The organism is Thalassococcus sp. BH17M4-6, assembly GCF_049323015.1.
GTDB lineage: Bacteria > Pseudomonadota > Alphaproteobacteria > Rhodobacterales > Rhodobacteraceae > Puniceibacterium.
In genome coordinates this window covers 86,801-111,371 of record NZ_JBMPGU010000007.1, presented here as the reverse complement: position 1 = coordinate 111,371, position 24,571 = coordinate 86,801, and the positions used below count along the sequence as shown (strand labels likewise).

The following is a 24,571-nucleotide window of genomic DNA, read 5'->3' as shown; positions in this document are numbered from 1 at the left end:
GCCCCCGCATTACCAGCTGCCCGACGCCCCGCCGCCGCTCGACCGGCCGCCACCGAAGGACGAAGAGCCCGACGAACTCTTGCTCTTGCGCGGGATCACCCGTTCGACGGAATAGGCATCGCCACAGTGATGGCAGGAGTAATCGATCCGCTTCAGCCCCGAAGAGGACGTGGTCGCGCTGCGCAGGATCGTCTCATCGCCTTCAACGGTGCGAAAGCCGCATTGGCGGCACGCGCCGTAGCGGGAAAACCACGCCTTGTAGGCCTCAACCGTGACATGGCCGCATTTGTCACAGTGCCAGACGTCGTAATCAACCGACTTCAGCGTCTCTTCCAGGATCTGGCCCTGTTGCAGGTGATTATCGTCCCAATCCTCGTCCAGCCGGGTCATCTGGCGCTGGTCGATGGGGCAGTTCCGCGGTTTGTTGCGCTGCCAGCGCCGCCAGGCCTGCACCGCAAGACCGGCGATACCGGCCGCCCCGGCCCACAGCCAATTTCCCAGGCCTTCGATGAAACGCCAGATCCTGGAAACCCATTTCTGGGCCGTACTGGTGTCGAATTCGCCCGGCCAAGTGCCGGTGATCTGATAGATCACCTCGTCCACACCGGTGTCGATTCCGCGGGCATAATCGTCGTTGCGGAAGTGGGGCAGGATATCCTCCTCGATGATGCTTTTCATCGCCGCATCCTGCGACCGGCCATAGCCGGCGCCGACCTCGATCCGCATCACGCGGTCATAGCGCGCAACCAGCATCATAAGCCCGTCATTCGTTTCGGCACTGCCGACACCCCAGTCGTTGAAAAGCCCGGTGGCGAAGGGTTCGATCGGCCCTTCATGGCCATAGTCCGACATGTTGGCGATGGTCACGACGGTGAATTCGATGCCGGTCGCCTCGCGCAGTTCCTGTAGTTCGGTGCGAATGGCGTCTTCCTGATCGCTGTCCAGCAGATCAGCGAAATCATTGACGAAAAGCTCGTCGTAGGCGGGATATGTCTGCGCGCTGGTAGCAATTGGGAAAAAAGCGATTGCGAGGAAGAAAACAAAGCGGGCCATGGAAATGCCGGGATTGAAAAAGAAAAACCCCGGCGCGGGACGCCGGGGGATGTGTCGTTTTAGCTGGCGGGCATCGAGCTGACGCCGACCTGCGCGGGCCGCAGAAGCCGGTCGTGCAGCATGAAGCCCAAAGCCGAGACCTGGATGATTTCACCCGCCTTCGTGCCGGGCACGGGCGCCTCGAACATCGCTTCGTGCTGCTGCGGGTTGAACCGGTCGCCCACCTCGGGCGCGATGGGTTCGATCCCGTGTTTCTTGAACACCGAGGTGAGTTCGCGCAGCGTCAGTTCGACGCCTTCGAGGAGCGCGCCGGAGATCTGCTTTTGCTCTTCGTTGGCGGTGGCCAGGGCGCGCTGCATGTTGTCGTAGACCGGCAAGAGATCACGTGCCAGGCGGGTGCCACCGTAGTTCTCGGCCTCGCGGCGATCCTTGTCGGCGCGCTTGCGGGCGTTCTCGGCATCCGCCAGCGCCCGCATGAACCGATCCCTCAGTTCGTCTCGTTCCGCGCGCAGGGCGTCGAGCTCTGCGGCTTCGTCGTCGATCTCTTCCATATCACCCGCAAATTCTTCGGAGGTCGCTTCGTCGATATCGTCGAGAAAGTCGTCTTTCTTCGGGTCTGCCATGTTTTAACCTCTAACTCCGGTCGGAAATCAGTTTGCCGACCAGCTGTGCCGTGTAGTCCACGATGGGGACAATCCGTCCGTAGTTCAGGCGCGTGGGTCCGATGACACCGACCGCGCCAATGATCTTACGGTCCGCGTTCATATAAGGAGAGACCACCAGAGAGGAACCCGAAAGTGAGAAAAGTTTGTTCTCGGACCCGATAAAAATGCGGACGCCTTCGCCTTCTTCGGTGAGTTCCAGAAAATCGGCGATGTCACGCTTGCGTTCGAGGTCGTCAAAAAGCGTCTTGATACGCTCGAGCTCTTCCGCCTGGCCGTCGCTGGCCAGAAGATTCGCCCGGCCCCGCACGATCAGGCGTTCGGGCTGGTTGGCATCGGCGGCCCAGACAGCGAGGCCCGAATCGACCAGATCGCGGGCCAGGGTATCGATTTGCTGACGCCGCTGCGCGATTTCGCGCGAAATCACGGTGCGCAGTTCTGACAGGGTCTTACCCTCGATCAGCGCATTGAGGAAATTCGCCGCTTCGCGCATCGAACTGGGGGTCTGGCCCGGCGGCGGCGTGAAGAGCCGGTTCTCCACGTGCCCATCGGCAAAAACCAGGACCACAAGCGCGCGGTCATGGCCCAGGCTGACGAATTCGATATGCCGGATCGGCGCCTCGTGTTTCGGGGTCAGGACCAGCGACGCGCCTTTGGTGACGCCCGAGAGCGCCGAGCCGACACGGTCTAGCAGGCCGCCCACATCTTCGGAATTGCTGTCCAGCGTGGCGTCGAGGCGTTCGCGGTCGCCGACATCGAGATCGCGCACCTCGAGCAGGCCATCGACGAACATGCGCAGGCCCATCTGGGTGGGAATACGGCCCGCGCTGACATGCGGACTGTCGAGCAGACCAAGGTATTCCAGATCCTGCATGACGTTGCGGATCGTCGCGGCAGACACCTTTTCACTGAGCGTGCGGGTCAGGCTGCGCGATCCGACGGGTTCACCGTTCTCAAGATACCCCTCGACGACGCGGCGAAACACCTCGCGCGAGCGGTCGTTCAAATCTTCGAAGAGTTTCCGGCCTTCGGTCATCTGGTATCCCTGAATGTGGTCACTAAAAGCCCCCGGTGGGCAAAGGTCAATCGGGGTTGCGCCGGGGGGGCGGCGCCCTGTATCCCGGCACGGCAAATGCCGGAAAAGGATTGAGCATGAGACCGTCGGGACGAGACCTAAGCGAAATGCGCGTCGTTTCAATCGAAACAGGGGTGACAAAGCATGCCGAAGGGTCCTGCATGATCCGCATGGGCGACACCCACGTGCTGTGCACCGCCACGCTCGAGGACCGGGTGCCGCCCTTTATCAAGGGGTCGGGCCTGGGTTGGGTCACGGCGGAGTACGGGATGCTGCCGCGATCGACCACCAGCCGCATGCGGCGCGAGGCGACGGCGGGCAAGCAAGGCGGGCGTACGGTGGAAATCCAGCGGCTGATCGGCCGGTCGCTGCGCGCGGGCGTTGACCGTGTCGCGCTAGGCGAGCGGCAGATCACCGTCGACTGCGACGTGATCCAGGCTGATGGCGGGACGCGCTGCGCGTCCATCACAGGCGGCTGGGTGGCGCTGAAGCTGGCGGTGATGAAGCTGATGAAAGCGCGGGAGATTGTGAGCGATCCGCTGATTTCACCGGTGGCCGCCGTGAGCTGCGGGATCTACGCCGGGCAGCCGGTGCTTGACCTCGATTACCCCGAGGATTCCGAAGCCGGTGTTGACGGCAATTTCATCCTGCGCGGCGACGGGCAGCTGATCGAGGTACAGATGTCGGCCGAGGGTGCCACGTTTTCGCGCGACCAGATGGGCCAGCTTATGGACCTGGCCGAGGCCGGTGTCGCGCAATTGGTCGAAGCGCAGTTGAAGGCGGTCGGATGACGCGGAAGTTCGAAGGCCCGAAGCTGTTGGTGGCAACCCATAACGCCGGCAAGCTGGAAGAGATTGCCGATCTGCTGTCGCCCTACAAGGTCGAGGTGGTCGGCGCGGCGGCGATGGGCCTTCCCGAACCAGAGGAAACCGGCACGACCTTTGTGGAGAATGCGCGGATCAAGGCGCATGCGGCGGCAAAGGCCACGGGCCTGCCCAGCCTGTCGGACGACAGCGGCATCGAAATCGACGCCTTGGATAAGGCGCCCGGCGTCTACACGGCGGATTGGGCCGAAACAGAGACTGGACGCGACTTTGTCATGGCCATGAAGAAAGTGCACGAAAAGCTCGAAGAGATCGGCGCACCCCAGCCTCGCACGGCGCGGTTTTGCTGCACGCTGGTGCTGGCCTGGCCCGATGGACATGACGAGGTGTTTCCCGGCGTGATGGAGGGCCAGGTCGTCTGGCCGATGCGGGGGGATCAGGGGCATGGTTATGATCCGATCTTTCAGCCCGACGGCTTTGACGTCACCTTTGGCGAGATGGATCGCTGGGAGAAGAACCGGATTTCGCACCGGGCCGATGCCTTTGCGAAGTTCGTGACGGGTTGCTTTGACTGAAGACTGGCGGTTCGGCGGCTTTGGCCTTTACGTGCACTGGCCGTTTTGCGAAGCCAAGTGCCCCTATTGCGATTTCAACAGCCATGTGACCGCCTTTGTCGACCAGGGCCGTTGGGCCCGCGCTTTTGCGTCGGAAGTGGCGCGGGTGGCCCGACAGACACCAGGGCGGGTTCTGAATTCGGTCTTCTTTGGCGGCGGCACGCCCAGCCTGATGGCACCCCAGACCGTTGCCACGATCCTTGATGCCGTGCGCGATCACTGGATCCTCGCCAACGATGTGGAGATCACGCTCGAAGCCAATCCGCGGTCGGTCGAGGCCGGTCGGTTCAGGGGTTTTGCCGATGCCGGGGTGAACCGGGTGTCGCTGGGCATTCAGTCGCTTAGGGAGACGGATCTGAAACGGCTGGGACGGCTGCATGATGTCGGCGAGGCACGAGCGGCTTTCGAGACCGCGCGGGCAGTCTTCGACCGTGTCAGCTTTGACCTGATCTATGCCCGGCAGGGGCAGAGCCTGCAGGACTGGCGGGAGGAGCTGACCGAAGCCTTGGCGATGTCCGGCGATCACATGTCGCTTTACCAGCTGACCATCGAGCCGGGCACGGCATTCTGGGACCGCGCCCGTGCGGGTGGTTTGCGGGGCTTGCCGGACGGTGATCTGGGCGCAGACATGTACGAGCTGACGCAGGATCTGTGCGATGCGGCGGGTTTGCCCGCCTACGAGGTGTCGAACCACGCGCGGCCTGGATCGGAATCTCGGCACAACCTGATTTATTGGCGCTATGGCGACTATGCGGGCATCGGACCAGGTGCGCATGGGCGGTTGACCGTGGACGGGCAGAAGGTTGCGACGGTCGGATGGGCGGCGCCCGGGGCCTGGATCACGGCGGCGGAAGCTGGGGACGGCACGCAGACATCCGAGATGATACATCCACAAGATCAGGTTGGAGAATACCTGATGATGGGGATGCGGGTTCTTGAGGGTGTAGATATGGGGCGACTACGGGCGCTCTGGCCTGGATCCGTGTCTGAGGAGCGGGTCAGCCAGCTGCAAGAGCTTGGGCTGGTCTGGGCGGACGAGCGGCGACTGGGCGTAACCGCAAAAGGACGTTTGCTGCTAAATTCGGTCGTGGCGGAGTTGATGCCCGACGCGGACGTGTAGCCCGGTCTTGGCATTGCCGCTTGAAAGCGAAGCGGTCGGTTATCACTGAATGTAGGTCCTGGTTGAGCGGGTCCAGACGCGGCCTAGCGACTGGAACTGAGGATCATGCAGAGCGCATCGAGCTGTTCGAGCGTATCGTAGGAAACGGTGATCCGGCCGCTTTCCTGCCCTGGCTTGTGATCGACGGTGACCTGCATACCCAAGGCCGCCGAAAGGTCGCCTTCGAGCGCTTTGGTATCGGCATCCTTTTCGAATGTGAACGCGCCGTCCGGGCGTTTTCTCTTGGGTTGGTCGCCACCGCTTGCGGTCTTGGCCAGCTTTTCGGCGGCACGGACGGACAGGCCCTTCTTGACGATCTTTTTGGCCAGATCGCTGGGGTTCGGGGCGGTGATGAGGCTGCGCGCGTGGCCGGCGCTGAGCGTGCCGGAGGTGACCATGTCCTGCACATCCTCGGGCAGATTGAGGAGCCGCATGAGGTTGGCGATATGGCTGCGGCTCTTTCCCAGTGCCTCTGCCAGCTTTTCCTGGGTATGACCGAACTTGAACATCAGTTGACGATATCCTGCGGCCTCTTCGATGGGATTGAGATCGGCTCGTTGGATGTTTTCGATGATCGCGACTTCAAGCACTTCGACATCATCGAATTCGCGGATCAGGACGGGTACATCGTGCAGTTGGGCGATCTGGGCCGCGCGCCAGCGGCGTTCACCAGCCACGATTTCGTAGTGGCCTTCGGTCCTGGGATGCGGGCGCACGATCAGTGGCTGAATGATTCCCTTTGCCCGGATTGAATCGGCCAGTTCCGCCAGTTGCGGTTCGGTGAAGGAGCGACGGGGCTGATCGGGGTTCGGTTCGATCCGATCGATCGGCAGGACGCGATCCGGACGGCGGCTGGGTGCGTCACCTGCCTGTTCGGATGGAGCTGCGGCGTCCACATCCGCCATGAGCGCGGACAGCCCGCGCCCGAGTCCGCGCCGCGGTTCCTTGCGATCTGCCATTTCTACCACTCCTGTCTCATCACCTATGCGGCGATCTTTGCATTTTTCCTGACCAATTCGCGCGCAAGTGCTCGGTAGGCCAGTGCCCCTTTTGAGGTCGTATCGTAGGACAGCACCGGCTGGGCGTAAGATGGTGCCTCGCTGACGCGAACATTGCGAGGGATCACGGCAGAAAAGACCAGGTCGCCGAGATTGGACCGGGCATCCGCCTCGACCTGCTGCGACAGGTTGTTACGCGCATCGTACATGGTCAACACGACGCCTTCGATCCGCAGCATGGGGTTTGCCGTCTGGCGCACCTCCCGGATGGTCAGCATGAGTTGTGACAGGCCTTCGAGGGCGAAGAATTCGCTTTGCAGCGGGACGAGGACGGAATGCGCCGCGACCATGGCGTTGACGGTGAGCAGGTTAAGCGAGGGTGGGCAATCGATCAGGATGTAATCGAAGTCATACTGGTCGATCCCGGTCTGCCGCAGCGCATCATGCAGGAGAAAGCTGCGCTTTTCGTTGGACATGAGCTCAATATCCGCTGAGCTGAGATCCACCGTGGCCGGGATGAGTTTCAGGCGGTCCACACCGGTGCCTTGTATCACATCGCCGAGGTCGATGTCCTCAAGCAGCAACTCATAGGTGGTGAATTCGCGATCGTCCGGCTCAATGCCCAAGCCGGTCGACGCATTACCTTGAGGGTCAAGATCGACGATCAACACATGAAGCCCAAGCTCGGTCAACGCGGCGCCAAGATTGATCGTCGTGGTGGTCTTGCCGACGCCGCCCTTCTGGTTCGCGACAGCAATGATTTTCGGACCTGCGGGCCGTGTTGGATCAGACATGGGACAGCTCGCTGATTTGCAAGACAACGGAGTTCTCATCTGTCTTGCTTTTATGGGTAATCACGTTGAAGCGCCACGTGGATTGTGCGCTATCGAGTTCTTTTTTCCAGGTCGCGCCTTTGGGGAAAAGCGCGATGCCGGTTTTACACATGTGGCGGTCTGTATGGGTGAGCAGCGCGGGCAGGTCGGCCAGCGCTCGGGCGCTGAGGATGTCAGCGTTCAGAGATGGAAGAGCCTCGATCCGCTTTGCATGGACAGCGGCGTTCGCGCCTGTTTCTCGAAGAACCGTTCTGAGAAAGGTGCATTTGCGTTGATCGCTTTCTACCAGCGTCACCTTCAGATCGGGCGCGCTGTCAAGGGCGCAGATGGCAACGACCACGCCGGGGAAACCGCCGCCGCTTCCCAGGTCCACCCAGTGGCCTGCAGGTGTCGGAAGCAGTTGAAAAATCTGCAATGAGTCGATGATGTGTCGGGTCCACAGGGACGTCAGCGTCGACTTTGACACGAGATTTATGGCGGGATTCCATTGCTTAAGCAGCTCGGCATAGGTTTCCAGCCTCTCCAATGTTTCACGTGAAACATCCATTTCGTCTACAGTCGGCTGATCTGCCATTATGCGGACGCTTTGCGCGACATTTGACGCAATTTCGCGAGAATAAGCGTCAGGGCCGCCGGGGTCATTCCATCGATGCGGCTGGCTTGGGCCAGATTTGCAGGCCTTGCTGCCGTCAGCTTTGTCTTTAACTCATTGGACAGGCCGTCTATCATCGTAAAAGAAAAATCGGTTGGAATGACCGCTGCCTCGTCACGCTTCAAAGCATCGACATCCCTTTGTTGACGATCAATGTAATTTGCGTACAGCGCTTCACGCGCTAACTGCTCTTGAATATCCGTGTCCAGCGTCGCGAAAGAAGTATCGACCGATGCTATCTGATCTATGCTCATGTCAGGGAACGCCAGCAGTTCGTAGATCGATCTTTTTGTCCCATCACGGCTGATCTGGACGCCGAGATTGAAGACTTCGCTGCTCGACAAACTCTTGGCCTTCGCCTGCGAACGCCCAGCGTCAAGCTTCTCCATCTTGCTCCTGAAGGCCACGGCCCGCGCGGCCGAGCAGCACCCCAAACTGATCGCTCTTTCCGTCAACCGTTGATCTGCGTTGTCCGCGCGCAGGGACAGCCGGAATTCCGCGCGAGAGGTGAACATGCGGTAAGGTTCGGACACGCCACGCGACGTCAGGTCATCGATCATGACGCCAATGTAGCTGTCGGAGCGACTGAAAATGACCGGCACTGAGCCCCGCGCCGCAGAGGCGGCATTCAGCCCGGCAACCAGACCTTGCGCAGCGGCTTCTTCGTAACCGGTCGTTCCATTGATCTGACCGGCGAGGTACAGCCCCTCCATACCTTTGACAGCAAGGCGTAAATCCAGGGCTCGCGGATCGACGTAGTCATATTCAATCGCGTAACCCAGCTGAACGATCTTCGCATTCTCCAATCCTCGGATAGACTGGACATAGGCCCTTTGAACATCTTCGGGCAGTGAGGTTGAAATACCGTTCGGATAGACCGTCGAATCGTCCAGACCCTCCGGCTCAAGGAAAATCTGGTGCGACGCCTTGTCGGAAAACCGGACGATTTTATCCTCGATCGACGGGCAATACCGGGGGCCGATCCCGTCAATCATGCCACCATACATCGCGGACCGTTCGAGATTTTCCTGGATGATCTCATGCGTCCGCGTGTTGGTATGGGTGATACCGCAGGAGATTTGTCGCGCTTCGGGCCGCTTGTTCATAAAGGAAAACAGAACCGGATCGTCATCCCCCGGCTGTTCTTCCAATATACTCCAGTCAATTGTCCGGCCGTCCAGTCGTGGGGGTGTACCCGTCTTCAGACGCCCAAGAGCAAGGCCAAAATCATCGATGCGTTCGGCCAGTTTCACCGATGGCTTGTCCCCCATCCGACCGCCAGGCCGTGACACATCGCCGATATGAATGACCCCGCGAAGAAACGTGCCGGTGGTCAACACCGTGCTCCGTGCACTTATCCGGCTGCCATCGTCAAGAACAACACCGCCGATGCAGGTGCCATCCACGATCAGGTCGACGACCTCGCCTTCGATAATCTCAAGGTTGGGCTGGCTACGTGTTTCGTTCAGCATCCTGTCCCGATAAATTCGCCGGTCCGCCTGAGCACGCGGTCCCTGAACTGCGGGTCCTTTCCGACGGTTAAGCAACCGGAACTGAATTCCAGCGGCATCCGCGACGCGCCCCATGACGCCATCCATGGCATCAATTTCGCGCACAAGATGACCTTTTCCGAGGCCCCCGATCGCCGGATTACAGGACATGACGCCGATGCCGGACTCATTCAGTGTCACCAACGCGGTCCGGGCGCCCATGCGCACTGAAGCATGTGCTGCCTCGGCACCGGCATGACCTCCACCAATGACAACAACATCAAAATCACAATGTTTCACGTGAAACACTCCTACTTCCCCAGACAGAAACTCGCAAAAATCTCGTCTAGAAGGTTCTCCACGTCGACCTGCCCGATCAGAGCGCTCAATTGCCGAATCGCTGTCCGTAATTCCTCGGCAGCTATATCATACTCCGCCGAACCCAGAGCGACGACATCACGCGCCCTCTGCAACGCGCAAACACTTCGCTGCACAGCTGCGCGATGCCGCTCCCGCGTGACCAGGCCTGCCCCACCGGCCCGACCGGCCAAACGTTGGGCGATATCCTCGATCAGTTGATCAATCCCCTGTCCGGTTGCCCCAGACACGCCGACAACGCCATGATGAAGATCGGATTTCCCGGTAACCACAAGATCTTCGGCGTGACGCGTCTCCGGCGCGGTATCATCTTTGCCAATCAGGTAAACCCGCAGATCGGCCTGCTCCGCCCTCGATTTCGCACGCGCCACCCCAAGCGCTTCCACCGCATCCTCTGTCTCTCGCAACCCGGCAGTGTCCAGGAGCGTCACTGGAATTCCGCGCAAATCCAACCTGACCTCGATCACGTCCCGCGTTGTCCCGGCAATTTCCGAGGTGATCGCCGCATCCCGCCCCGCAATCGCGTTCAAAAGCGTGGACTTACCCACATTCGGCGCACCGACAATCGCCACCTCGAATCCCGTCCTGATCCGTTCAGCTCCACCAAAACCCGACAATTCCTTACGCAAGGACACGTCCACCCGGTCGATTAGATCAAGCACCTCGCCCGTCACGTCCACGGGTACATCCTCGTCCGCAAAGTCTATGGTGGCCTCCAGCAACGACGCGGCCCCGATCAGGTCGCGACGCCACTCCGTCACACGAGTCCCCAGATCACCGGACAGGACCCGCAACGCCTGACGCCGCTGAGACTCCGTCTCCGCCTCGATCAGATCGGCCAGGCCTTCGACCTGCGTCAGATCCAGCCGTCCATTTTCCAGCGCCCGCCGCGTGAATTCCCCCGGTTCCGCCTGGCGCAATCCCGGCATCCCAGCCAATTCGCCAAGAACGGCGCGGACCACGGCTACACTGCCATGCAACTGCAACTCGACAACCGGCTCACCGGTGAAACTCGCCCCGTCCTCGAACACCATCACCAACGCTTCGTCGAGAAAGGTCTCGTCGCTAGCAGACAGTCGCCGCAGGCTGGCACGCCGATATTCGGGAACCGACTGCGTCAGCGCCGCCAACGCCTGAACCGCTTCCGGCCCCGAAATCCTGATGACAGCCACGCCGGATTTCCCCTGAGCTGTCGCCAGGGCAAAGATCGTTTCCATCGGGTCGCCCCTCTGGTCAGGTGTTCATGGAATCAAAGAATTCCGAATTCGTCTTGGTCTGCTTGAGCTTCGAGATCAGGAATTCGATCGCATCGGTCGTGCCCATCGGATTGAGGATCCGGCGCAGCACAAAGGTCTTCTGCAAATCGCCCTTGTCGACAAGAAGATCCTCCTTCCGCGTCCCGGACTTGAGGATATCCATGGCCGGGAACACCCGCTTGTCGGCAACCTTGCGGTCCAGCACGATTTCGGAGTTGCCGGTGCCCTTGAACTCTTCGAAAATGACTTCGTCCATCCGGCTGCCGGTATCGATCAGCGCCGTGGCGATGATGGTAAGCGATCCGCCCTCTTCGATGTTCCGCGCCGCGCCGAAGAAGCGCTTGGGCCGCTGCAACGCGTTCGCGTCCACACCACCGGTCAGAACCTTGCCCGAGGACGGCACCACTGTATTGAAGGCCCTACCAAGTCTTGTGATCGAATCCAGCAAGATCACAACATCTCGCTTATGCTCCACCAGACGCTTGGCTTTCTCGATCACCATTTCCGATACCGCAACGTGCCGCGTCGCCGGTTCGTCAAAGGTCGAGGACACCACCTCCCCCTTCACCGACCGCTGCATGTCCGTCACCTCTTCGGGCCGTTCGTCGATCAGCAGCACGATCAGGTACACGTCCGGATGGTTCTTCTCGATGCTCGACGCGATGTTCTGCAGCAGAACCGTCTTGCCGGTCCGCGGCGGCGCCACGATCAGCGACCGCTGACCTTTGCCGATAGGGGCCACCAAGTCGATGATCCGGGCCGACCGGTCCTTGATCGTCGGATCCTCGATTTCCATGTGCAGCCGCTCATCGGGATAAAGCGGCGTAAGGTTGTCAAAGGCGATCTTGTGCCGCGCGCGCTCAGGATCCTCGAAGTTGATCCGCGCAACGTCGGTCAGGGCGAAATATCGCTCCTCATTCTCCGGCGCGCGGATTTCCCCCTCGATCGTATCCCCGGTGCGCAGCGAAAACTTCCGGGTCATTTCGGGCGAGACATAGATGTCGTCCGGACCCGGCAGATAGTTCGCCTCGGGCGATCTCAGGAACCCGAACCCGTCCTGCAGCACTTCCAACACACCATCGCCGAAGATCTGCCATCCCTCATCCGCGCGTTCGCGCAGGATCTGGAACATCATTTCGCCCTTCCGCATGGTCGAGGCGTTCTCGATCTCCAGCTCTTCGGCCATCGCCAGAAGATCCTTCGGGCTCTTCGCCTTGAGATCGGCAAGGTTAAGCTTTTCAGTGCTCATAAGACATCCTCGAACCGCGAATGCGGCTGGTACAAAAGGTCTGTGGGAAGTGACACCATCGGACGACGGCGCTTGGCGTATCTAGCCACCCGTCCTTCTCAAGTCAATGCAGCGGTTCATTGGATCGCAAAGCCCCGGATCCACCCTTTAATTAATATTTATATAGAAAGGATGATGAAGAGTTAGGAGGGCCTCTTTTCTGTGGATAATCGGCTTCCCCACATTTTGTCCACATGGGGCCCACCTGTGGAGAAGACTGTGCGCGGATTGTCAGCTTTTCAAGCTGGTGTACCCGCAAAGACCAGAGAATAAGCGATGAACGAGGCCAACACGCATCCACAGGCGCACGGATGGACAGGTGCATAACCGCAGAGACCAGCAGTTTTCCCAGCTGCGCAGTTATCCTTTCCCACAGCAGGGTAATCCGCGCAAACGTCGGCCGAACCCTGTCACTTGTCCCACGGCTTGCATTGCTACGGCTTTTTCCTCAGAACGGTCCCTGCAATCGTCTGCAGGCTTCTCAACAGGGTTTTCCACATGCCGCAGGAGTTCATTCTCGCCTCCGGCTCGGAAATCCGGTCGAAACTGCTCAGCACGGCCGGGCTCGACCATCGAATCGACCCGGCGCGAATCGATGAATCTGCTGTCCGCGCCGCGCTTGACGCCGAAGAGGCCAGCCCCCGCGACATCGCCGACACTCTGGCCGAGCTCAAGGCGCGCAAGATCAGCGACAGGCATCCCGGCGCGCTGGTCCTTGGCTGCGACCAGGTGCTGGCGGTTGACCGCCAAATCCTGGGAAAACCCGCAACCATAGATGAGGCGAAACGCCATCTGACCCTGCTGAGCGGTCGGATGCACATGCTGCTGTCGGCCGCTGTCCTCTATGAAGCCGGTCAACCGCTCTGGCGCCATGTCGGGCAGGCCCGGCTGCACATGCGCGGGCTGTCCCCGGGCTTCATCGAAGCCTACCTCGATCGCAACTGGGATAGCATCCGACATTCCGTCGGCGGCTACAAAGTCGAAGAGGAAGGCGTACGGCTCTTCACCCGGATCGAAGGCGATCATTTCACTATACTCGGCCTGCCGCTTCTGGAACTTCTCAACCATCTCATCCTGAAGGGAGAGCTCGACACATGAGCCAGCCCCGCATCCCTCTCGCCGGTGTGATCGGCGCTCCGATCGCCCATTCCAAATCCCCCAGGTTGCATGCCCACTGGCTGCGCAAATACGGCCTTGCCGGTCATTACATTCCGATGGAAGTGCCAGCGGACAAGCTGCAAGAGGCGCTGCGCCTGCTGCCGGACCTCGGGTTCGTCGGCGTCAACGTCACCATTCCTTACAAGGAAAAGGTGATGGAGATGGCCGATCTGGTCACCGACCGCGCCACCCTCATCGGGGCGGCCAACACGCTCATTTTCCGCAAGGATGGCAAGATTCACGCCGACAATACCGACGGCTACGGCTTTATCGAAAACCTGCGCCAGGGCGCGCCGGACTGGGCGCCGAAAACCGGCCCCGCGGTCGTGCTGGGTGCCGGCGGTGCGGCGCGTGCGATCGTCGCCTCGTTGCTGGATGTTGGCGTGCCTGAAATCCGTCTCACCAACCGAACGCGCATCCGCGCCGACAAGCTGCGCGAGGATTTTGGCCACCGGATAACCGTTGTGGAGTGGGTGCAAGCGGGCAATGTGCTCGACGATGCGGTCACGGTGGTCAACACCACCTCGCTCGGGATGGTCGGCAAACCGGAAATGCGCGTGCCGCTGGACGGTCTGCAACCCGGCACAGTGGTAAGCGATCTGGTCTATACGCCGCTCGACACCCGTTTTCTGACCGTCGCGCGCGAACAGGGTTGTATCACGGTCGATGGGCTGGGCATGCTTCTGCACCAGGGCGTTCCGGGGTTCGAGCGTTGGTTCGGACAGCGCCCGGAGGTGGACGAAAGCCTGCGCGCCGCCGTCCTGCGATGAGATTTCGGCTCGGGCTGACCGGCTCCATCGGCATGGGCAAATCAACCACCGCCCGGATGTTCGCGGAGGCGGGCTGCAAGGTCTGGGACGCCGACGCCGCGGTGCACCGGCTTTACGCGCGGGGGGGCGCCGCTGTGACAAGGATCGGCGATCTCTTCCCCTCGGCCATCTCGGACGGCGCGATTTCCCGCGACCGCCTGCGCGCGATCATAGCCGAGGATCCCACCGCCCTGCCCCGGATCGAAGCGGTTGTGCATCCGCTGGTCCGCGATGACCGCGAAACCTTTGCCGACGATCATCCTGACGCCATTGGCGTGTTCGACATCCCCCTGCTTTTTGAAACCGGTGGAGACGCGCAGATGGACGCGGTCGCATGTGTCACTGTTTCACCTGAACTGCAGCGAAAACGTGTGCTGGAGCGTGGCACCATGACCGCCGCGCAGTTCGAACAGATCCTGGCCAAGCAGATGCCGATTGCCGAAAAGCGGCGCCGCGCCGACTACGTCATTGAAACCGACACGCTTGAGCATGCCCGCGCGCAGGTGCACACTGTGCTGAAAGACATCGAAAGGCGGATAGCAGATGCGTGAGATCGTTCTGGACACCGAAACCACCGGATTTGACCCGGAATCGGGCGACCGGATCGTTGAAATCGGGGCGGTCGAACTCTTCAACCACGTCCCCACCGGCAACACCTATCACCAGTACATCAACCCCAAGCGCGCCATGCCGCAAGAAGCGTTCGAGGTGCACGGTCTGGGCGATGATTTCTTGCGTGACAAGCCGGTCTTCGCCGACATCGCCGACGGCTTTCTCGACTTCGTCCAGGATGCCAAGTTGGTGATCCACAACGCCGCTTTCGACATGAAATTTCTCAATGCCGAACTGGGCTGGCTGGGCAAGCCCAAGCTGCCTTGGGAGCAGGCGATCGACACACTGGCCATCGCGCGGAAAAGGTTCCCGGGCTCGCCTGCTTCGCTCGACGCGCTCTGCCGCCGCTTCGGAATCGACAATTCGTCGCGCACCCTGCATGGCGCGCTGCTCGATTCCGAAATCCTTGCCGAGGTGTATCTGGAGCTTGTCGGCGGCAAGCAGCCCGATCTTGCCTTGTCCTCGGATACTTCGCGCGGTCCCTCGGCAGAGCGGGAACAGGTCTGGCGTCCCGCCAAACGCCCCACGCCGCTGCCGCCCCGGATCACCGACAGCGAAAAGGCGGCTCACGCCGCCTTTGTCGAAAAACTCGGAGAAAAGGCGCTTTGGTCGCGCTGAACTTCAGCTCTGCGCGGTATCGGCGCCCGGCTTGACCGTCTGCGCCTGACGGCGCGCGATCTCGTTGCGATACAGCGACACGAAGTCGATGGTTTCGAGGTTGAGCGGCGGAAAACCCCCGTCCCGCGTCACGTCGGCCACGATCCGGCGGACAAACGGGAACAACATGCGCGGACATTCGATCAGCAGGAACGGATGTATCTGCTCTTCGAGCACGTTCTCGATGTGAAACACCCCGCCATAGTCCAGCTCCATCAGGAACATCTGGTCACCCGATCCCTTCGACTTGGAATCGATCTTCAGCTTCATCACCACTTCGAACTGGTGCTCTTGCTGGCGCTTGCGCGCATCCAGGTTCACCTGCACCTGAACGTCCGGCTGCATCTCGCCGCCCGCACCCTTCTGGGCCAGGATGTTTTCGAACGACATATCGCGGATGAACTGTGCCAGAACATTCATCTTGATCTGCGGTGCTGCAGCGGCAGCGTCTTGCGCGCCATTTGCAGAGGTGTCAGCCATGTTTCGTCTCCACTGAGGTCAATTTTGCCCTTGTGTTAGCAGCAAGGGATGCGGGCCTCAATGCTTGGTCCAGCCGGAGCCCGGATGGGTCGGACGTTTCGACGGCGGCACTTCTTCGAATTCCCCGTCGATCACCTCGCCCTGCGGCGCGGGCCCAGGCCTGTGCGGATGATCGCGCTGCGGAGCCTGCGGGCCCTGCCCCGGCCGGTCTCCCATGGTGAACCGCTGCACCTTCACGTGCTTGCGGGCGTATTGGATGACAGCAAGCCGCACCGGCGGCACCAGCAGCGCGAACCCGACAGCGTCGGTGAAAAAACCCGGGGTCAGCAGCAGCACGCCGGCGATCAGGATCATCGCGCCATGCGCCAGCGGTTCGGTGGGATCGTTCAGTTCATTGAAGGTCTGGCGGATGTTGTTGATCGCCATTGCCCCCTGCGTGCGCACCAGCCAGGTGCCCAGCACCGCCGTCAGCACCACGATGCCCAGCGTCGGCCACAGCCCGATGAAGCCGCCCACCTGGATGAACAGCGCAATTTCAATCAGGGGCACCGCCAGAAACGCCAGAAACAGCCACATGATCGCGATCTCCTATCCTATGTCGATCGTTTCGTCCGCCTAGGTGGACTCACCACCCTTCCACACCTACATAAGGGTTCAAGTAACGAATTTAAATGAACGCCCTGCATGAGGTCTCGATGAACTCTCCGATTATCCAGCTTCTGGTCCTGGCCGGAATCGCCGTTTTTCTGATCCTGCGTTTGAAGAACGTGCTGGGCACACGCGACGGATTTGAAAAGCCAAGCGCCCCGGCACCGGGCCCCGCCCCCGCCAAGCGCCGGGATTTCGAGGTGATCGAAGGCGGTCCGGATCTCGACATCACCGATCACGTACCCGAAGGCAGTGAGGCCGCTGAAGCCCTGGCCAAGATGAAACGGGCCGAACCCGGTTTCGGCGTCGGCGATTTCCTTGGGGGCGCGCGCGGTGCCTACGAGATGATCCTGATGGGGTTCGAGCGTGGCGATCTGGCCGAGATCAAGCCGCTGCTGTCCGACGAGGTCTATGAAACCTTCGCCGAGGTGGTCGAGGCGCGTGAGGCGCAAGGTTTGACGATCGAGGCGGATTTTGTCGGCATCCGCGAAATGGGCCTGAACGATGCCACTTTCGACGACAACACCAAGCTTGCGGAACTGACCGTGCGCTTTGTCGGCGAACTGACCTCGGTCGTGCGCGACCGCGCGGGCGAAGTGATCGAAGGCAGCCCGACATCGCCCAAGAAGCAAAAGGACATCTGGACCTTTGCACGCCACATGGGCAGCGACGATCCGAACTGGCAGCTCGTCGCCACGGGCGAATGATCGCACGGGTGGGTGCGGCGCTGGTGGCGGGGCTGGTGATGAGCACGGACCCCGCCCCGGCCGAGACCGATCCCTCCTACGCCATCCTTGATTTCGACCAGCTTGACGGCTGGGTCGACGACGATCACGACGCGGCTCTGTCGGTCTTTCTGAACACCTGCTCTGACATGTCCGACCCGGACTGGGTCACGCTTTGTGCCGTGGCTCGCGATGCGCAGGACCCCCGCCAGTTCTTTGAGCTTTTCTTTCGCCCGGTGCTGATCAGTGACGGGACGGACGCGCTGTTTACCGGCTACTTCGAACCCGAGCTTGACGGCGCGCTTCGCCCCAGCGCGCGCTACCGCTATCCGATCTACGCGGCCCCGCCCGAGGTGCGCACCGCGGGCCCGTGGCTCAGTCGCCGGGAAATTCTGACCGGTGCGGCCATGCAGGGCCGCGGTCTGGAAATCGCCTGGGTCGATGACCCGGTCGAGTTGTTCTTTCTGCAGATCCAGGGATCGGGCCGGATCAGGCTGCCGGACGGCAGTTACATCCGCGTGGGCTATGGCGGTGCCAACGGCCATCCCTACCGGTCTATCGGTCAGGAAATGGTGCGCCGGGGCCTTTATCAGGCGCATCAGGTGTCGGCCCAGGTCATCAAGAACTGGGTGCGCCGGAACCCCGCCGAGGGCGAGGAACTTCTCTACCACAATCCGTCTTACGTCTTTTTTCGCGAGGTCAGTCAGGTTCCTGCCGACCGTGGGCCGCTTGGGGCGATGAACCGATCCATCACCGCGATGCGTTCGATCGCGGTCGATCCCGCCTTTACCCGGTTGGGCGCGCCGGTCTGGATCGAAAAGGACGGGCGGATGCCCCTGCGCCGCCTGATGATCGCGCAGGATACCGGATCGGCGATCAAGGGCGCCCAGCGGGCCGATGTCTTTGTCGGCACCGGGGATGAGGCCGGGCAGACGGCCGGCCGGATGAAGGACCCCGGGCGCATGGTCGTTCTGCTGCCGATCCAGCGCGCCTATGCGCTCTTGCCGGAAAGCGAACAATGAAACGGCGCAAGCTGCGCGAGGACGAGCTGGAGCTTTGGCGCCAGGTCGCACGTACCGCCGACAAGCTGCCCGGGGGGGACCGGTTGATGCCCGAGGAGACATCGAAATTAGGCTCTGTTCCGCCGCAAAAGTCCGAATTCGCACCGGACCCCTTGCCCCGGTTCCAGCTTGGTCAGACCGCGCCCAAACGCCCGGAGTCGCAGCCCATACCGAAATCCCCCGGCGAGCGGCTGTTGCAGGACGGCGTGCGGATGGACAAGAAGGCCCATACCCGGCTCAAACGCGGAAAGCTGGTGCCCGAGGCGCGGATCGACCTGCACGGCATGACCCTGGATCAGGCGCATCCCGCGTTGGTGCGCTTTCTCATGACCTCGTTTACCCGGGGTTTACGGCTGGTGCTGGTGATCACCGGCAAGGGCCAGCGCGCCGATCCCTACGATCCGATGCCGCTGCGCCGTGGCGTGCTGAAACAGCAGGTGCCGATGTGGCTGCGCATGCCGCCGGTGGCTCAGGTCGTGCTTCAGGTGACAGAGGCGCACATTCGCCACGGCGGCAGTGGCGCCTATTACGTCTACCTCCGCCGCGACCGCTAAAGCTCGGGTGCGGCGCGGCGCACGCCGATGTTCATCATCAGCGTGGTAAAGACGAAATACGCAGCCACGCCCAGGTACTGCGCCTCGATCCCGATGCCTGCGTCGATCAGCACGCCCGTCAACCCCGGGCCGACCGCGGTTCCGAACACCATGACCGCCGCGGCCATCGCCTTGATCGAGCCCAGAAAGCGCGTCCCGAAAAACTCCGCCCAGAACGCGTTGGGCAGGGTCTGCTGCATCCCCTGCGTCATCCCCATCAGCGCAAAGCCAAGCGCGGCGGCCAAAAGCGTCTGGCCAGTGGCCCAGACCAGAAAGGCGCCGATCAGCGGCACCTGAATCCACGGCAGCACCCGCGCCGCGCCGAACCGATCAAGCGCCCAGCCCGACAGGATCATCGATATCACCGCCACACCGGTAAAAAGCGGGATCATTGCGACAAAAGACAAAAGCTCCCAGCCCTTCACCTCGGTGAAGTGCACCTGGTGAAAGAAGAACGCGGTATTGAACGCGGGCGGACCCAGAAGCGCGGGAACCATGAACCAGAACAGCCAGTGCCGAAACACCTGGTTGCGGGTCCAGTGGCGGTTGCTCATCCCCGCCGCCTGATCCATTTCGGCCATGCTTTGCGGCGTCCGCTCTTCTCGCAGAAGCGCCAGCAGCGCCGGAATACCGGCCAGCGCGATCACTGCCGCGACCACCCAAAGCATCCGCCAGTCGAAAACCAGCAGCAAGGACACGAACGCCAGCGGCATCACCGCCTCGCCCAGGGCGATGCCCAGTCCGGCGACCGACAGCGCCTTGCCCCGCGTGGCGACGAACCAGCGTGACATCGACACCACGGCCAGATGGCTCATCATCCCCTGTCCGCCGAACCGCAGCGCAAAGATCGCCACGGGCAAGAGCCAGGCGTTGGTATTGCCGGCCATGAAAAGGCAGGATGCCGCCAGGAAGGCCAGGACACAGGTACCAAGAGCCCGCGACCTGTAGCGGTCGGTCAAGCCGCCTGCCCAGATCATCGCAACGGCCGATGCCGTGGTGCCCAGCGAATAGATCCCGCCCCAGGCCCCGTGACTCAGATCGAAGGTGCTGCGAATCTCGCCCGCAAAGATGGCGATAAAGAAGGTTTGCCCAAAGCTTGACAGGAAGCTGAGCAAGGCCCCGGCGGCCAGCCAGCGGGCGTTCGACTGAAGAAAGTGCAGCAGGGTCATGGCTGCTCTTTCTTCCTGTGTCGATCCGTCTGCAAGTGGATTCCGCTAGGTGAGCCAGTTCCTTACCAGCGTCGCGATCCTTTCCGGCGCTTCTTCATGCATCAGGTGTCCGTAATCCTCGAGGCTTTGGGCCTCGCAATTCGGCATCATGTCCGCCGCCTCGACAGCAATGACCGGTGGCACGGTCCTGTCACGACTGCCGGTCAGGAACAGGCATTGGGTATTCAGTTGCGGCAGGTCTGCGAGCAGCCCGTCAAGCTTCCATTGCGCCATCATCAGCAAAACGCCGTCCACATGCGCCTTGTCGCGAAAGAGCCGGGCGTAAAGCGCGCATCCTTCCGCGTCGATCTTCGATCCGGTGTTTTCCAGCAGGGCGGCGACACGCCCGGGCCGCGCCAGGCTGCGAAGCGCAAAATCGACAACAAAGGGCGTCATGGCGATGATCCGCGCGAAGATCGGAAAGGCGATCCCGGCCAGCCCGCGAAAAGGTTCGAGCGCCGGATTGATGCCGATCACCGACGGGGTGCCAGGCAAGAGTTGCGACAGCCGCAGCGCGACCGCCGCACCGGCGGAATGCCCGATGATCGCCGTGGTCTGCCAGCCCTGATCGGTGCAAAGCGCCGCCAGATCCTGCGCCATGGCGTTGAGCGACGACCGGTGTCGGGTGCCAAGCATACTGAACCCATGCCCTGGCAGGTCCACCGCGACAACGTGGTGATCCTGCGCAAGCCCCGGCAGCAGATCGCGAAAGCTGTGTGTCGATCCACCCGCCCCGTGCAGCAGCAACAGGGTCGGGCCACCGCCCTTTTGCTGCACGTGCCAGCGGTGCGGACGCAGCGTGATCAGGCTGGAACAGTCACTGTTTGGCCAGCCGGGCAGGTCGCGCGTGGCGTCCATGGCTCAGCCCTCCAACGCCCCGGTGACGGCCCGGCTCAGACCCGCCGCATCAGCGCGCGGCAGGGGGACGTATGCGGCACCCAGACGGGCGGCAAGGTCGGCCAGATCGCGCTGCGGCCGCATGGCGGTGTCGATTACCGCGGTGGGCAGGTTCAGCGTTGCAAAGACCGCGGCCATCTTTTGCGCATCCTCCGTCGCGGCGGCGCGTCCCGTGCGGCCCGGCAGCGGCACGTTGGCGCGCCCATCCGTCAGCAGCGCCAGCGCAGGCGAAAGGCCCTGCGCCTGCGACCTGCGCGCCAGGTCTGCGGCGGCTTGCAGGCCAGCCGCCAGCGGCGTGCCGCCGCCGCCCGCAACGCCCGCCAGCAGCCGCTTGGTCTGCACCAGCGACCGCGTGGGTGGCAGGACCAGTTCCGCCCCGTCGCCACGAAAGGTGATGAGCGCCACGTGATCGCGGCGGCTGTACGCTTCGGCGAGCATCAGTTCGATCGCGCCTTTTGCCTCGGCCAGTCGCGCCATCGCGGCAGAGCCCGACGCGTCGACGGCAAAGATCACCAGCCGATCCGAGAGGTCCTGGAACTGCCGGATGTGAATATCCGACGGGCGGATCAGCAGGCCCGCCGCGTCGGGTTGCGCCTTGCGCCGCACCTGTTGCCACGGGGCCGCGGCGCGCAAGGTGGCGATGATGTCGATCCGGTTCTGCCCATCGGCGCGCCCGGGGCGCGAGGGCAGGGGACGTCCCCGCCGGTTGCCCTTGCGCTTTTGTCCGGCGCCGCCAGATCCCTTGCCGGTGGCCCCGGCTTTTGCAGCGGAGAGTGCGCTCATGACGTCGGGCGGCAGAAGCGCCCGCACCGCGTCAACCAGCATGTCCTGCGGCAGGGACAAGTCTTCATTTTCGTCTCTATCCTGCCCGGACTCGGGCGGGGTGTCCGGTTGGGACGGGTCTGTATCCTCTTCGGCACTGTCGTCGGGGACCTGCGTCGCGCGATGTGCAAAGACCAGCTGCGCCGCGATCTGCAGATCATCGTCGGCGACCGTCGTACGGCCGGACAGGGCGGCGTGTGCGCAGGCGGCCCGCCCGGCCAAAAGCGGCGCGCGCAGCGATGAAATGCCGAACCGCGCGGATGTCTGGGTCAGCAGCGCCAGAGCCGCGTCGGGCAGGGTCACGTCCCTGAGTCGGTTGCGGGCTAGCCGCAGATCATCCGCGCTGATGGCGAGTTCCGCAATCTCCTGCGCGCGCACGCCGTCCAGATCGACGCAAAACGCCAGACGGTCTTGCAGGGTGACAGGCGCGACCTCGTCCGCATCGGCCCCTTCGTCCAGCAGGATCAGGCTGTGCCCCTCGCCCCGGTCAAGCACCTGCGCCAGCCGCGCGGCAAGGCCCGGCGGGCAGCGTTCGGCCATGGTCAGGATCAGCGTCGCGGGCGTGTCGAGCAGGCCGGGGGCGGTCACAACGCGCCCGGACGCCAAGGTGGCAGAGATGTCGATGCCGCCGAAAAGCTGGGTGTCGGAGATGCCGGGCGACAAGCGTCGGGTTGTCAGGCTTTCAGGTAGACCGGACAGGAACGCGCTGCGTACCGGCCCGGCCCGGGCGCGAAGGTGCAGACCGCCCAGACCGCCCGGATCGATGCCAAGCAGGGTCAGGGCCAGATGGCCGGTGATCCATGCCTCGGCCCGGTCCTGCATCATGCAAAGACGTCCTCGACCGTGCGCATGACACGGGTCGTGGAGCCTGCTTCGTCCAGCGGATCGCGGCGCAAACGGTGGCTGAGCGCTGACGGCGCCACGGCGCGAAGGTGTTCGCGGGTCACGGCGTCGTCGCCCTGGTAGGCGGCCAGCGCCCTGGCGGTGCGCAGCAAGGTCAATTCGCCCCGCAGACCGTCCGACCCCAGCGCCACGCAAAGTTCGGCGCAATCGCGCAGGGTGGCATCGGGTGTGGCGATGTCCGCCAAGGCCTTGCGCGCTTTCAGGATCTTCGTGCGGATTCGGCCGTCCTGCGCGTTCCACTTCTTCAGAAACGCCTCCGGCTGCGCCTCGAATGCGGCGCGGCGGCGGATGACCTCGATCCGCTCTTCGATATCGCTGGGGGACCGGACCTCCACCGACAGGCCGAAGCGGTCCAGAAGCTGCGGGCGCAATTCGCCCTCTTCCGGGTTGCCGGACCCGACCAGGACGAACCGCGCGTCATGGCGGATCGACAGGCCTTCGCGTTCGATCACGTTTTCGCCCGACTGCGCCACGTCCAACAGCAGATCGACGATGTGATCCTCGAGCAGGTTGACCTCGTCTATGTAAAGATACCCGCGATTGGCGCGGGCGAGCAGCCCCGGTTCGAACGCTTTTTCCCCGCGGGTAAGCGCACGTTCGATGTCGAGCGCGCCGACGACCCGATCCTCGGTCGCGCCAAGCGGCAGGTCGATGACGGGGGTGGGGACTGATTTCGTCTTTCCCGACACCGCCTCGGCCCAGTCGGGATGGTCGGCCATGGTTTCGGCGTTGGTCGGGCTGCCGACCAGCGCCTTGATCGGCGGCAATAGGGCAGCGAGCGCGCGCACGGCGGTGGATTTGCCGGTGCCGCGATCGCCAAAGACCAGAACGCCGCCGATCCCGGGATCGACCGCGGTCAGGATCATCGCCTCTTTCATCGCGGATTGCCCCACGATGGCCGAGAAGGGAAAGGGCTGTTTCATGCGGCCTGGTCCTTGAGAATGCGGGGGCTTGCGCCGTCCCATTGTCCGATTTCGCTGTGCACCCGGAACCTGGCATAAAGCTCTTCCCGGAACCACGCGCCGTCGCGTACCGCGCGGATGGCGCGGGAATGCGGCCCGTCGCGCCGGGCGAAATTCGCCATGCTGGCAGTGTCCGGCCAGATCGAAAAGGTGATCTGGTGCAACAGCGGCACCTCGCCGATGCCGATCTTGAACAGCACATTGGGGTCCGCGCCGATGACCTTGCTGATGTCCGGGACGCGGCCCCAGAACCGCAGCGCGGTCCGGGGCCGGATCGTCGCGCGCGTGAGCGCGGCGATGGGTCCGGTGCGGGTGTCCTTTTGCGGCGCGAACGGAGCCTGATGCGTCCACGACCCCCAAGCCGAGATCGGTGTCAGGAACAGCGTCCAGCTTTCGGTGGCCTGGCGGCGATAGCGGCCGAAAAGCGGCGCGCGCTGAACCTGTTCCTGCGCTGTCTCGATATCCGGCCAGGTCGCCAGGATCGCGTATATGGCGGTGTTGGGCAGCGGAGTGAAGCCTTCACCGACGCCCGAACCGCAAAGCTTCCAGAAACCGATTCCCGGGATTTTCGGCATGGCGAATCGCGCAAAGCCCATCATGCCAAAGGCCCAGAGCCGTGACAGCGGGCTGGAAAAGCGAAAGAAAGAGAGGCTGACGATCTGCATGCACGATCCGAAAAAGTGTAAACTTAGTCTGACATGGCTCTGGCGTAATGAAAAGTGTCAACCTTGGCAGAGATCCTTGCGGAATCCAT

The 24,571-nt window shown here is 62.4% G+C and carries 26 protein-coding genes; 10 read left to right on the top strand and 16 right to left on the bottom strand.

Annotated features, from left to right (window positions below):
• Positions 1 to 9 precede the first annotated feature (9 nt).
• From ACOXXX_RS11765 to hrcA, 3 genes are read right to left on the bottom strand one after another with little or no spacing between them, the layout of a single operon-like run.
• The gene (locus ACOXXX_RS11765) at positions 10 to 1,053 is read right to left on the bottom strand and encodes a TPM domain-containing protein (RefSeq protein ID WP_422826780.1); all 1,044 of its coding nucleotides are present in this window, start codon (positions 1,051 to 1,053) and stop codon (positions 10 to 12) included.
• Positions 1,054 to 1,112: 59 nt separating this feature from the next.
• Positions 1,113 to 1,676 (bottom strand): nucleotide exchange factor GrpE, encoded by a 564-nt coding sequence (locus ACOXXX_RS11760; RefSeq protein ID WP_422826779.1) that lies wholly within the window; start codon positions 1,674 to 1,676, stop codon positions 1,113 to 1,115.
• Between the two features lie 10 nt (positions 1,677 to 1,686).
• Complete coding sequence (gene hrcA, locus ACOXXX_RS11755; protein ID WP_422826778.1) at positions 1,687 to 2,751, bottom strand: heat-inducible transcriptional repressor HrcA; 1,065 nt, start codon at positions 2,749 to 2,751, stop codon at positions 1,687 to 1,689.
• Between the two features lie 116 nt (positions 2,752 to 2,867).
• On the opposite strand from hrcA, the gene rph reads away from it, so the two are divergent.
• Genes rph through hemW form a run of 3 tightly spaced genes read left to right on the top strand, consistent with a single transcriptional unit; the run spans position 2,868 to position 5,348 of the window.
• The gene (gene rph / locus ACOXXX_RS11750; RefSeq protein ID WP_422826777.1) at positions 2,868 to 3,581 is read left to right on the top strand and encodes a ribonuclease PH; all 714 of its coding nucleotides are present in this window, start codon (positions 2,868 to 2,870) and stop codon (positions 3,579 to 3,581) included.
• On the top strand, positions 3,578 to 4,189 hold the full coding sequence (gene rdgB / locus ACOXXX_RS11745) for an RdgB/HAM1 family non-canonical purine NTP pyrophosphatase (RefSeq protein ID WP_422826776.1): 612 nt from the start codon (positions 3,578 to 3,580) through the stop codon (positions 4,187 to 4,189). Before rph ends, rdgB begins: the two co-directional genes overlap by 4 nt.
• Positions 4,182 to 5,348, top strand: coding sequence for a radical SAM family heme chaperone HemW (hemW, locus tag ACOXXX_RS11740; RefSeq protein WP_422826775.1), 1,167 nt, complete (start codon positions 4,182 to 4,184; stop codon positions 5,346 to 5,348). The genes rdgB and hemW overlap by 8 nt, the downstream gene beginning before the upstream one ends.
• An 83-nt stretch (positions 5,349 to 5,431) precedes the next feature.
• Here hemW and ACOXXX_RS11735 read toward each other — a convergent pair whose 3' ends face one another.
• From ACOXXX_RS11735 to rho, 6 genes are read right to left on the bottom strand one after another with little or no spacing between them, the layout of a single operon-like run.
• Positions 5,432 to 6,346: a ParB/RepB/Spo0J family partition protein gene (locus ACOXXX_RS11735; protein WP_422826774.1), complete on the bottom strand. Its 915-nt coding sequence runs from the start codon at positions 6,344 to 6,346 to the stop codon at positions 5,432 to 5,434.
• Between the two features lie 23 nt (positions 6,347 to 6,369).
• Positions 6,370 to 7,179, bottom strand: a complete 810-nt coding sequence (locus ACOXXX_RS11730) for a ParA family protein (RefSeq protein WP_422826773.1) — start codon at positions 7,177 to 7,179, stop codon at positions 6,370 to 6,372.
• Positions 7,172 to 7,792, bottom strand: coding sequence for a 16S rRNA (guanine(527)-N(7))-methyltransferase RsmG (gene rsmG, locus ACOXXX_RS11725; protein WP_422826772.1), 621 nt, complete (start codon positions 7,790 to 7,792; stop codon positions 7,172 to 7,174). The genes ACOXXX_RS11730 and rsmG overlap by 8 nt, the downstream gene beginning before the upstream one ends.
• Positions 7,792 to 9,660 (bottom strand): tRNA uridine-5-carboxymethylaminomethyl(34) synthesis enzyme MnmG, encoded by a 1,869-nt coding sequence (gene mnmG / locus ACOXXX_RS11720; protein ID WP_422826894.1) that lies wholly within the window; start codon positions 9,658 to 9,660, stop codon positions 7,792 to 7,794. The genes rsmG and mnmG overlap by 1 nt, the downstream gene beginning before the upstream one ends.
• 11 nt (positions 9,661 to 9,671) lie before the next feature.
• Positions 9,672 to 10,955 (bottom strand): tRNA uridine-5-carboxymethylaminomethyl(34) synthesis GTPase MnmE, encoded by a 1,284-nt coding sequence (gene mnmE / locus ACOXXX_RS11715; RefSeq protein WP_422826771.1) that lies wholly within the window; start codon positions 10,953 to 10,955, stop codon positions 9,672 to 9,674.
• A 16-nt stretch (positions 10,956 to 10,971) separates the two neighbouring features.
• A complete protein-coding gene (gene rho, locus ACOXXX_RS11710) occupies positions 10,972 to 12,243 on the bottom strand; it encodes a transcription termination factor Rho (RefSeq protein WP_422826770.1) in 1,272 nt (423 codons plus the stop codon).
• Between the two features lie 537 nt (positions 12,244 to 12,780).
• On the opposite strand from rho, the gene ACOXXX_RS11705 reads away from it, so the two are divergent.
• The 4 genes from ACOXXX_RS11705 to dnaQ are packed head-to-tail and all read left to right on the top strand — an operon-like array spanning position 12,781 to position 15,479.
• Positions 12,781 to 13,380 (top strand): Maf family protein, encoded by a 600-nt coding sequence (locus ACOXXX_RS11705; protein WP_422826769.1) that lies wholly within the window; start codon positions 12,781 to 12,783, stop codon positions 13,378 to 13,380.
• Entirely contained in the window at positions 13,377 to 14,210 is an 834-nt protein-coding gene (locus ACOXXX_RS11700) for a shikimate dehydrogenase (RefSeq protein ID WP_422826768.1), read from the top strand. The genes ACOXXX_RS11705 and ACOXXX_RS11700 overlap by 4 nt, the downstream gene beginning before the upstream one ends.
• The gene (gene coaE / locus ACOXXX_RS11695) at positions 14,207 to 14,800 is read left to right on the top strand and encodes a dephospho-CoA kinase (protein ID WP_422826767.1); all 594 of its coding nucleotides are present in this window, start codon (positions 14,207 to 14,209) and stop codon (positions 14,798 to 14,800) included. Before ACOXXX_RS11700 ends, coaE begins: the two co-directional genes overlap by 4 nt.
• Positions 14,793 to 15,479 carry a DNA polymerase III subunit epsilon gene (gene dnaQ / locus ACOXXX_RS11690; protein WP_422826766.1) on the top strand — a complete coding sequence of 229 codons (687 nt, stop codon included), beginning with the start codon at positions 14,793 to 14,795 and terminating at the stop codon, positions 15,477 to 15,479. Before coaE ends, dnaQ begins: the two co-directional genes overlap by 8 nt.
• A 3-nt stretch (positions 15,480 to 15,482) precedes the next feature.
• Here dnaQ and secB read toward each other — a convergent pair whose 3' ends face one another.
• Complete coding sequence (secB, locus tag ACOXXX_RS11685) at positions 15,483 to 15,998, bottom strand: protein-export chaperone SecB (protein ID WP_422826765.1); 516 nt, start codon at positions 15,996 to 15,998, stop codon at positions 15,483 to 15,485.
• A gap of 57 nt (positions 15,999 to 16,055) precedes the next feature.
• Positions 16,056 to 16,574: an FxsA family protein gene (locus ACOXXX_RS11680; protein WP_422826764.1), complete on the bottom strand. Its 519-nt coding sequence runs from the start codon at positions 16,572 to 16,574 to the stop codon at positions 16,056 to 16,058.
• Between the two features lie 119 nt (positions 16,575 to 16,693).
• Between ACOXXX_RS11680 and ACOXXX_RS11675 the strand changes: the two genes are divergently transcribed.
• Genes ACOXXX_RS11675 through ACOXXX_RS11665 form a run of 3 tightly spaced genes read left to right on the top strand, consistent with a single transcriptional unit; the run spans position 16,694 to position 18,986 of the window.
• On the top strand, positions 16,694 to 17,353 hold the full coding sequence (locus ACOXXX_RS11675; RefSeq protein WP_422826763.1) for a Tim44/TimA family putative adaptor protein: 660 nt from the start codon (positions 16,694 to 16,696) through the stop codon (positions 17,351 to 17,353).
• Complete coding sequence (locus ACOXXX_RS11670; protein ID WP_422826762.1) at positions 17,350 to 18,393, top strand: murein transglycosylase A; 1,044 nt, start codon at positions 17,350 to 17,352, stop codon at positions 18,391 to 18,393. The genes ACOXXX_RS11675 and ACOXXX_RS11670 overlap by 4 nt, the downstream gene beginning before the upstream one ends.
• A complete protein-coding gene (locus ACOXXX_RS11665; RefSeq protein ID WP_422826761.1) occupies positions 18,390 to 18,986 on the top strand; it encodes a Smr/MutS family protein in 597 nt (198 codons plus the stop codon). Before ACOXXX_RS11670 ends, ACOXXX_RS11665 begins: the two co-directional genes overlap by 4 nt.
• On the opposite strand, the gene ACOXXX_RS11660 is transcribed toward ACOXXX_RS11665, so the two are convergent.
• The 5 genes from ACOXXX_RS11660 to crtA are packed head-to-tail and all read right to left on the bottom strand — an operon-like array spanning position 18,983 to position 24,482.
• Positions 18,983 to 20,194: an MFS transporter gene (locus ACOXXX_RS11660; protein ID WP_422826760.1), complete on the bottom strand. Its 1,212-nt coding sequence runs from the start codon at positions 20,192 to 20,194 to the stop codon at positions 18,983 to 18,985. The two genes, ACOXXX_RS11665 and ACOXXX_RS11660, sit on opposite strands and share 4 nt — an antisense overlap.
• Before the next feature lie 45 nt (positions 20,195 to 20,239).
• A complete protein-coding gene (bchO, locus tag ACOXXX_RS11655) occupies positions 20,240 to 21,091 on the bottom strand; it encodes an alpha/beta fold hydrolase BchO (RefSeq protein ID WP_422826759.1) in 852 nt (283 codons plus the stop codon).
• 3 nt (positions 21,092 to 21,094) lie between these two features.
• The gene (locus tag ACOXXX_RS11650; RefSeq protein ID WP_422826893.1) at positions 21,095 to 22,774 is read right to left on the bottom strand and encodes a magnesium chelatase subunit D; all 1,680 of its coding nucleotides are present in this window, start codon (positions 22,772 to 22,774) and stop codon (positions 21,095 to 21,097) included.
• A complete protein-coding gene (gene bchI, locus ACOXXX_RS11645) occupies positions 22,774 to 23,778 on the bottom strand; it encodes a magnesium chelatase ATPase subunit I (protein ID WP_422826758.1) in 1,005 nt (334 codons plus the stop codon). The genes ACOXXX_RS11650 and bchI overlap by 1 nt, the downstream gene beginning before the upstream one ends.
• Entirely contained in the window at positions 23,775 to 24,482 is a 708-nt protein-coding gene (crtA, locus tag ACOXXX_RS11640; RefSeq protein WP_422826757.1) for a spheroidene monooxygenase, read from the bottom strand. Before crtA ends, bchI begins: the two co-directional genes overlap by 4 nt.
• Positions 24,483 to 24,571: the final 89 nt, after the last annotated feature.

What these genes read in the sequence shown, in the direction of transcription:
- rph (WP_422826777.1), top strand. Translation starts at nt 2,868, where the DNA reads ATGAGACCGTCGGGACGAGACCTAAGCGAAATGCGCGTCGTTTCAATC.
- rsmG (WP_422826772.1), bottom strand. Translation starts at nt 7,792, where the DNA reads ATGGCAGATCAGCCGACTGTAGACGAAATGGATGTTTCACGTGAAACA.
- bchI (WP_422826758.1), bottom strand. Translation starts at nt 23,778, where the DNA reads ATGAAACAGCCCTTTCCCTTCTCGGCCATCGTGGGGCAATCCGCGATG.
- ACOXXX_RS11705 (WP_422826769.1), top strand. Translation starts at nt 12,781, where the DNA reads ATGCCGCAGGAGTTCATTCTCGCCTCCGGCTCGGAAATCCGGTCGAAA.
- rdgB (WP_422826776.1), top strand. Translation starts at nt 3,578, where the DNA reads ATGACGCGGAAGTTCGAAGGCCCGAAGCTGTTGGTGGCAACCCATAAC.
- ACOXXX_RS11680 (WP_422826764.1), bottom strand. Translation starts at nt 16,574, where the DNA reads ATGTGGCTGTTTCTGGCGTTTCTGGCGGTGCCCCTGATTGAAATTGCG.
- dnaQ (WP_422826766.1), top strand. Translation starts at nt 14,793, where the DNA reads ATGCGTGAGATCGTTCTGGACACCGAAACCACCGGATTTGACCCGGAA.
- ACOXXX_RS11665 (WP_422826761.1), top strand. Translation starts at nt 18,390, where the DNA reads ATGAAACGGCGCAAGCTGCGCGAGGACGAGCTGGAGCTTTGGCGCCAG.
- rho (WP_422826770.1), bottom strand. Translation starts at nt 12,243, where the DNA reads ATGAGCACTGAAAAGCTTAACCTTGCCGATCTCAAGGCGAAGAGCCCG.
- ACOXXX_RS11700 (WP_422826768.1), top strand. Translation starts at nt 13,377, where the DNA reads ATGAGCCAGCCCCGCATCCCTCTCGCCGGTGTGATCGGCGCTCCGATC.
- ACOXXX_RS11675 (WP_422826763.1), top strand. Translation starts at nt 16,694, where the DNA reads ATGAACTCTCCGATTATCCAGCTTCTGGTCCTGGCCGGAATCGCCGTT.
- coaE (WP_422826767.1), top strand. Translation starts at nt 14,207, where the DNA reads ATGAGATTTCGGCTCGGGCTGACCGGCTCCATCGGCATGGGCAAATCA.
- ACOXXX_RS11650 (WP_422826893.1), bottom strand. Translation starts at nt 22,774, where the DNA reads ATGCAGGACCGGGCCGAGGCATGGATCACCGGCCATCTGGCCCTGACC.
- ACOXXX_RS11735 (WP_422826774.1), bottom strand. Translation starts at nt 6,346, where the DNA reads ATGGCAGATCGCAAGGAACCGCGGCGCGGACTCGGGCGCGGGCTGTCC.
- bchO (WP_422826759.1), bottom strand. Translation starts at nt 21,091, where the DNA reads ATGGACGCCACGCGCGACCTGCCCGGCTGGCCAAACAGTGACTGTTCC.
- ACOXXX_RS11660 (WP_422826760.1), bottom strand. Translation starts at nt 20,194, where the DNA reads ATGACCCTGCTGCACTTTCTTCAGTCGAACGCCCGCTGGCTGGCCGCC.
- hrcA (WP_422826778.1), bottom strand. Translation starts at nt 2,751, where the DNA reads ATGACCGAAGGCCGGAAACTCTTCGAAGATTTGAACGACCGCTCGCGC.
- ACOXXX_RS11730 (WP_422826773.1), bottom strand. Translation starts at nt 7,179, where the DNA reads ATGTCTGATCCAACACGGCCCGCAGGTCCGAAAATCATTGCTGTCGCG.
- ACOXXX_RS11670 (WP_422826762.1), top strand. Translation starts at nt 17,350, where the DNA reads ATGATCGCACGGGTGGGTGCGGCGCTGGTGGCGGGGCTGGTGATGAGC.
- ACOXXX_RS11765 (WP_422826780.1), bottom strand. Translation starts at nt 1,053, where the DNA reads ATGGCCCGCTTTGTTTTCTTCCTCGCAATCGCTTTTTTCCCAATTGCT.
- ACOXXX_RS11760 (WP_422826779.1), bottom strand. Translation starts at nt 1,676, where the DNA reads ATGGCAGACCCGAAGAAAGACGACTTTCTCGACGATATCGACGAAGCG.
- mnmE (WP_422826771.1), bottom strand. Translation starts at nt 10,955, where the DNA reads ATGGAAACGATCTTTGCCCTGGCGACAGCTCAGGGGAAATCCGGCGTG.
- crtA (WP_422826757.1), bottom strand. Translation starts at nt 24,482, where the DNA reads ATGCAGATCGTCAGCCTCTCTTTCTTTCGCTTTTCCAGCCCGCTGTCA.
- secB (WP_422826765.1), bottom strand. Translation starts at nt 15,998, where the DNA reads ATGGCTGACACCTCTGCAAATGGCGCGCAAGACGCTGCCGCTGCAGCA.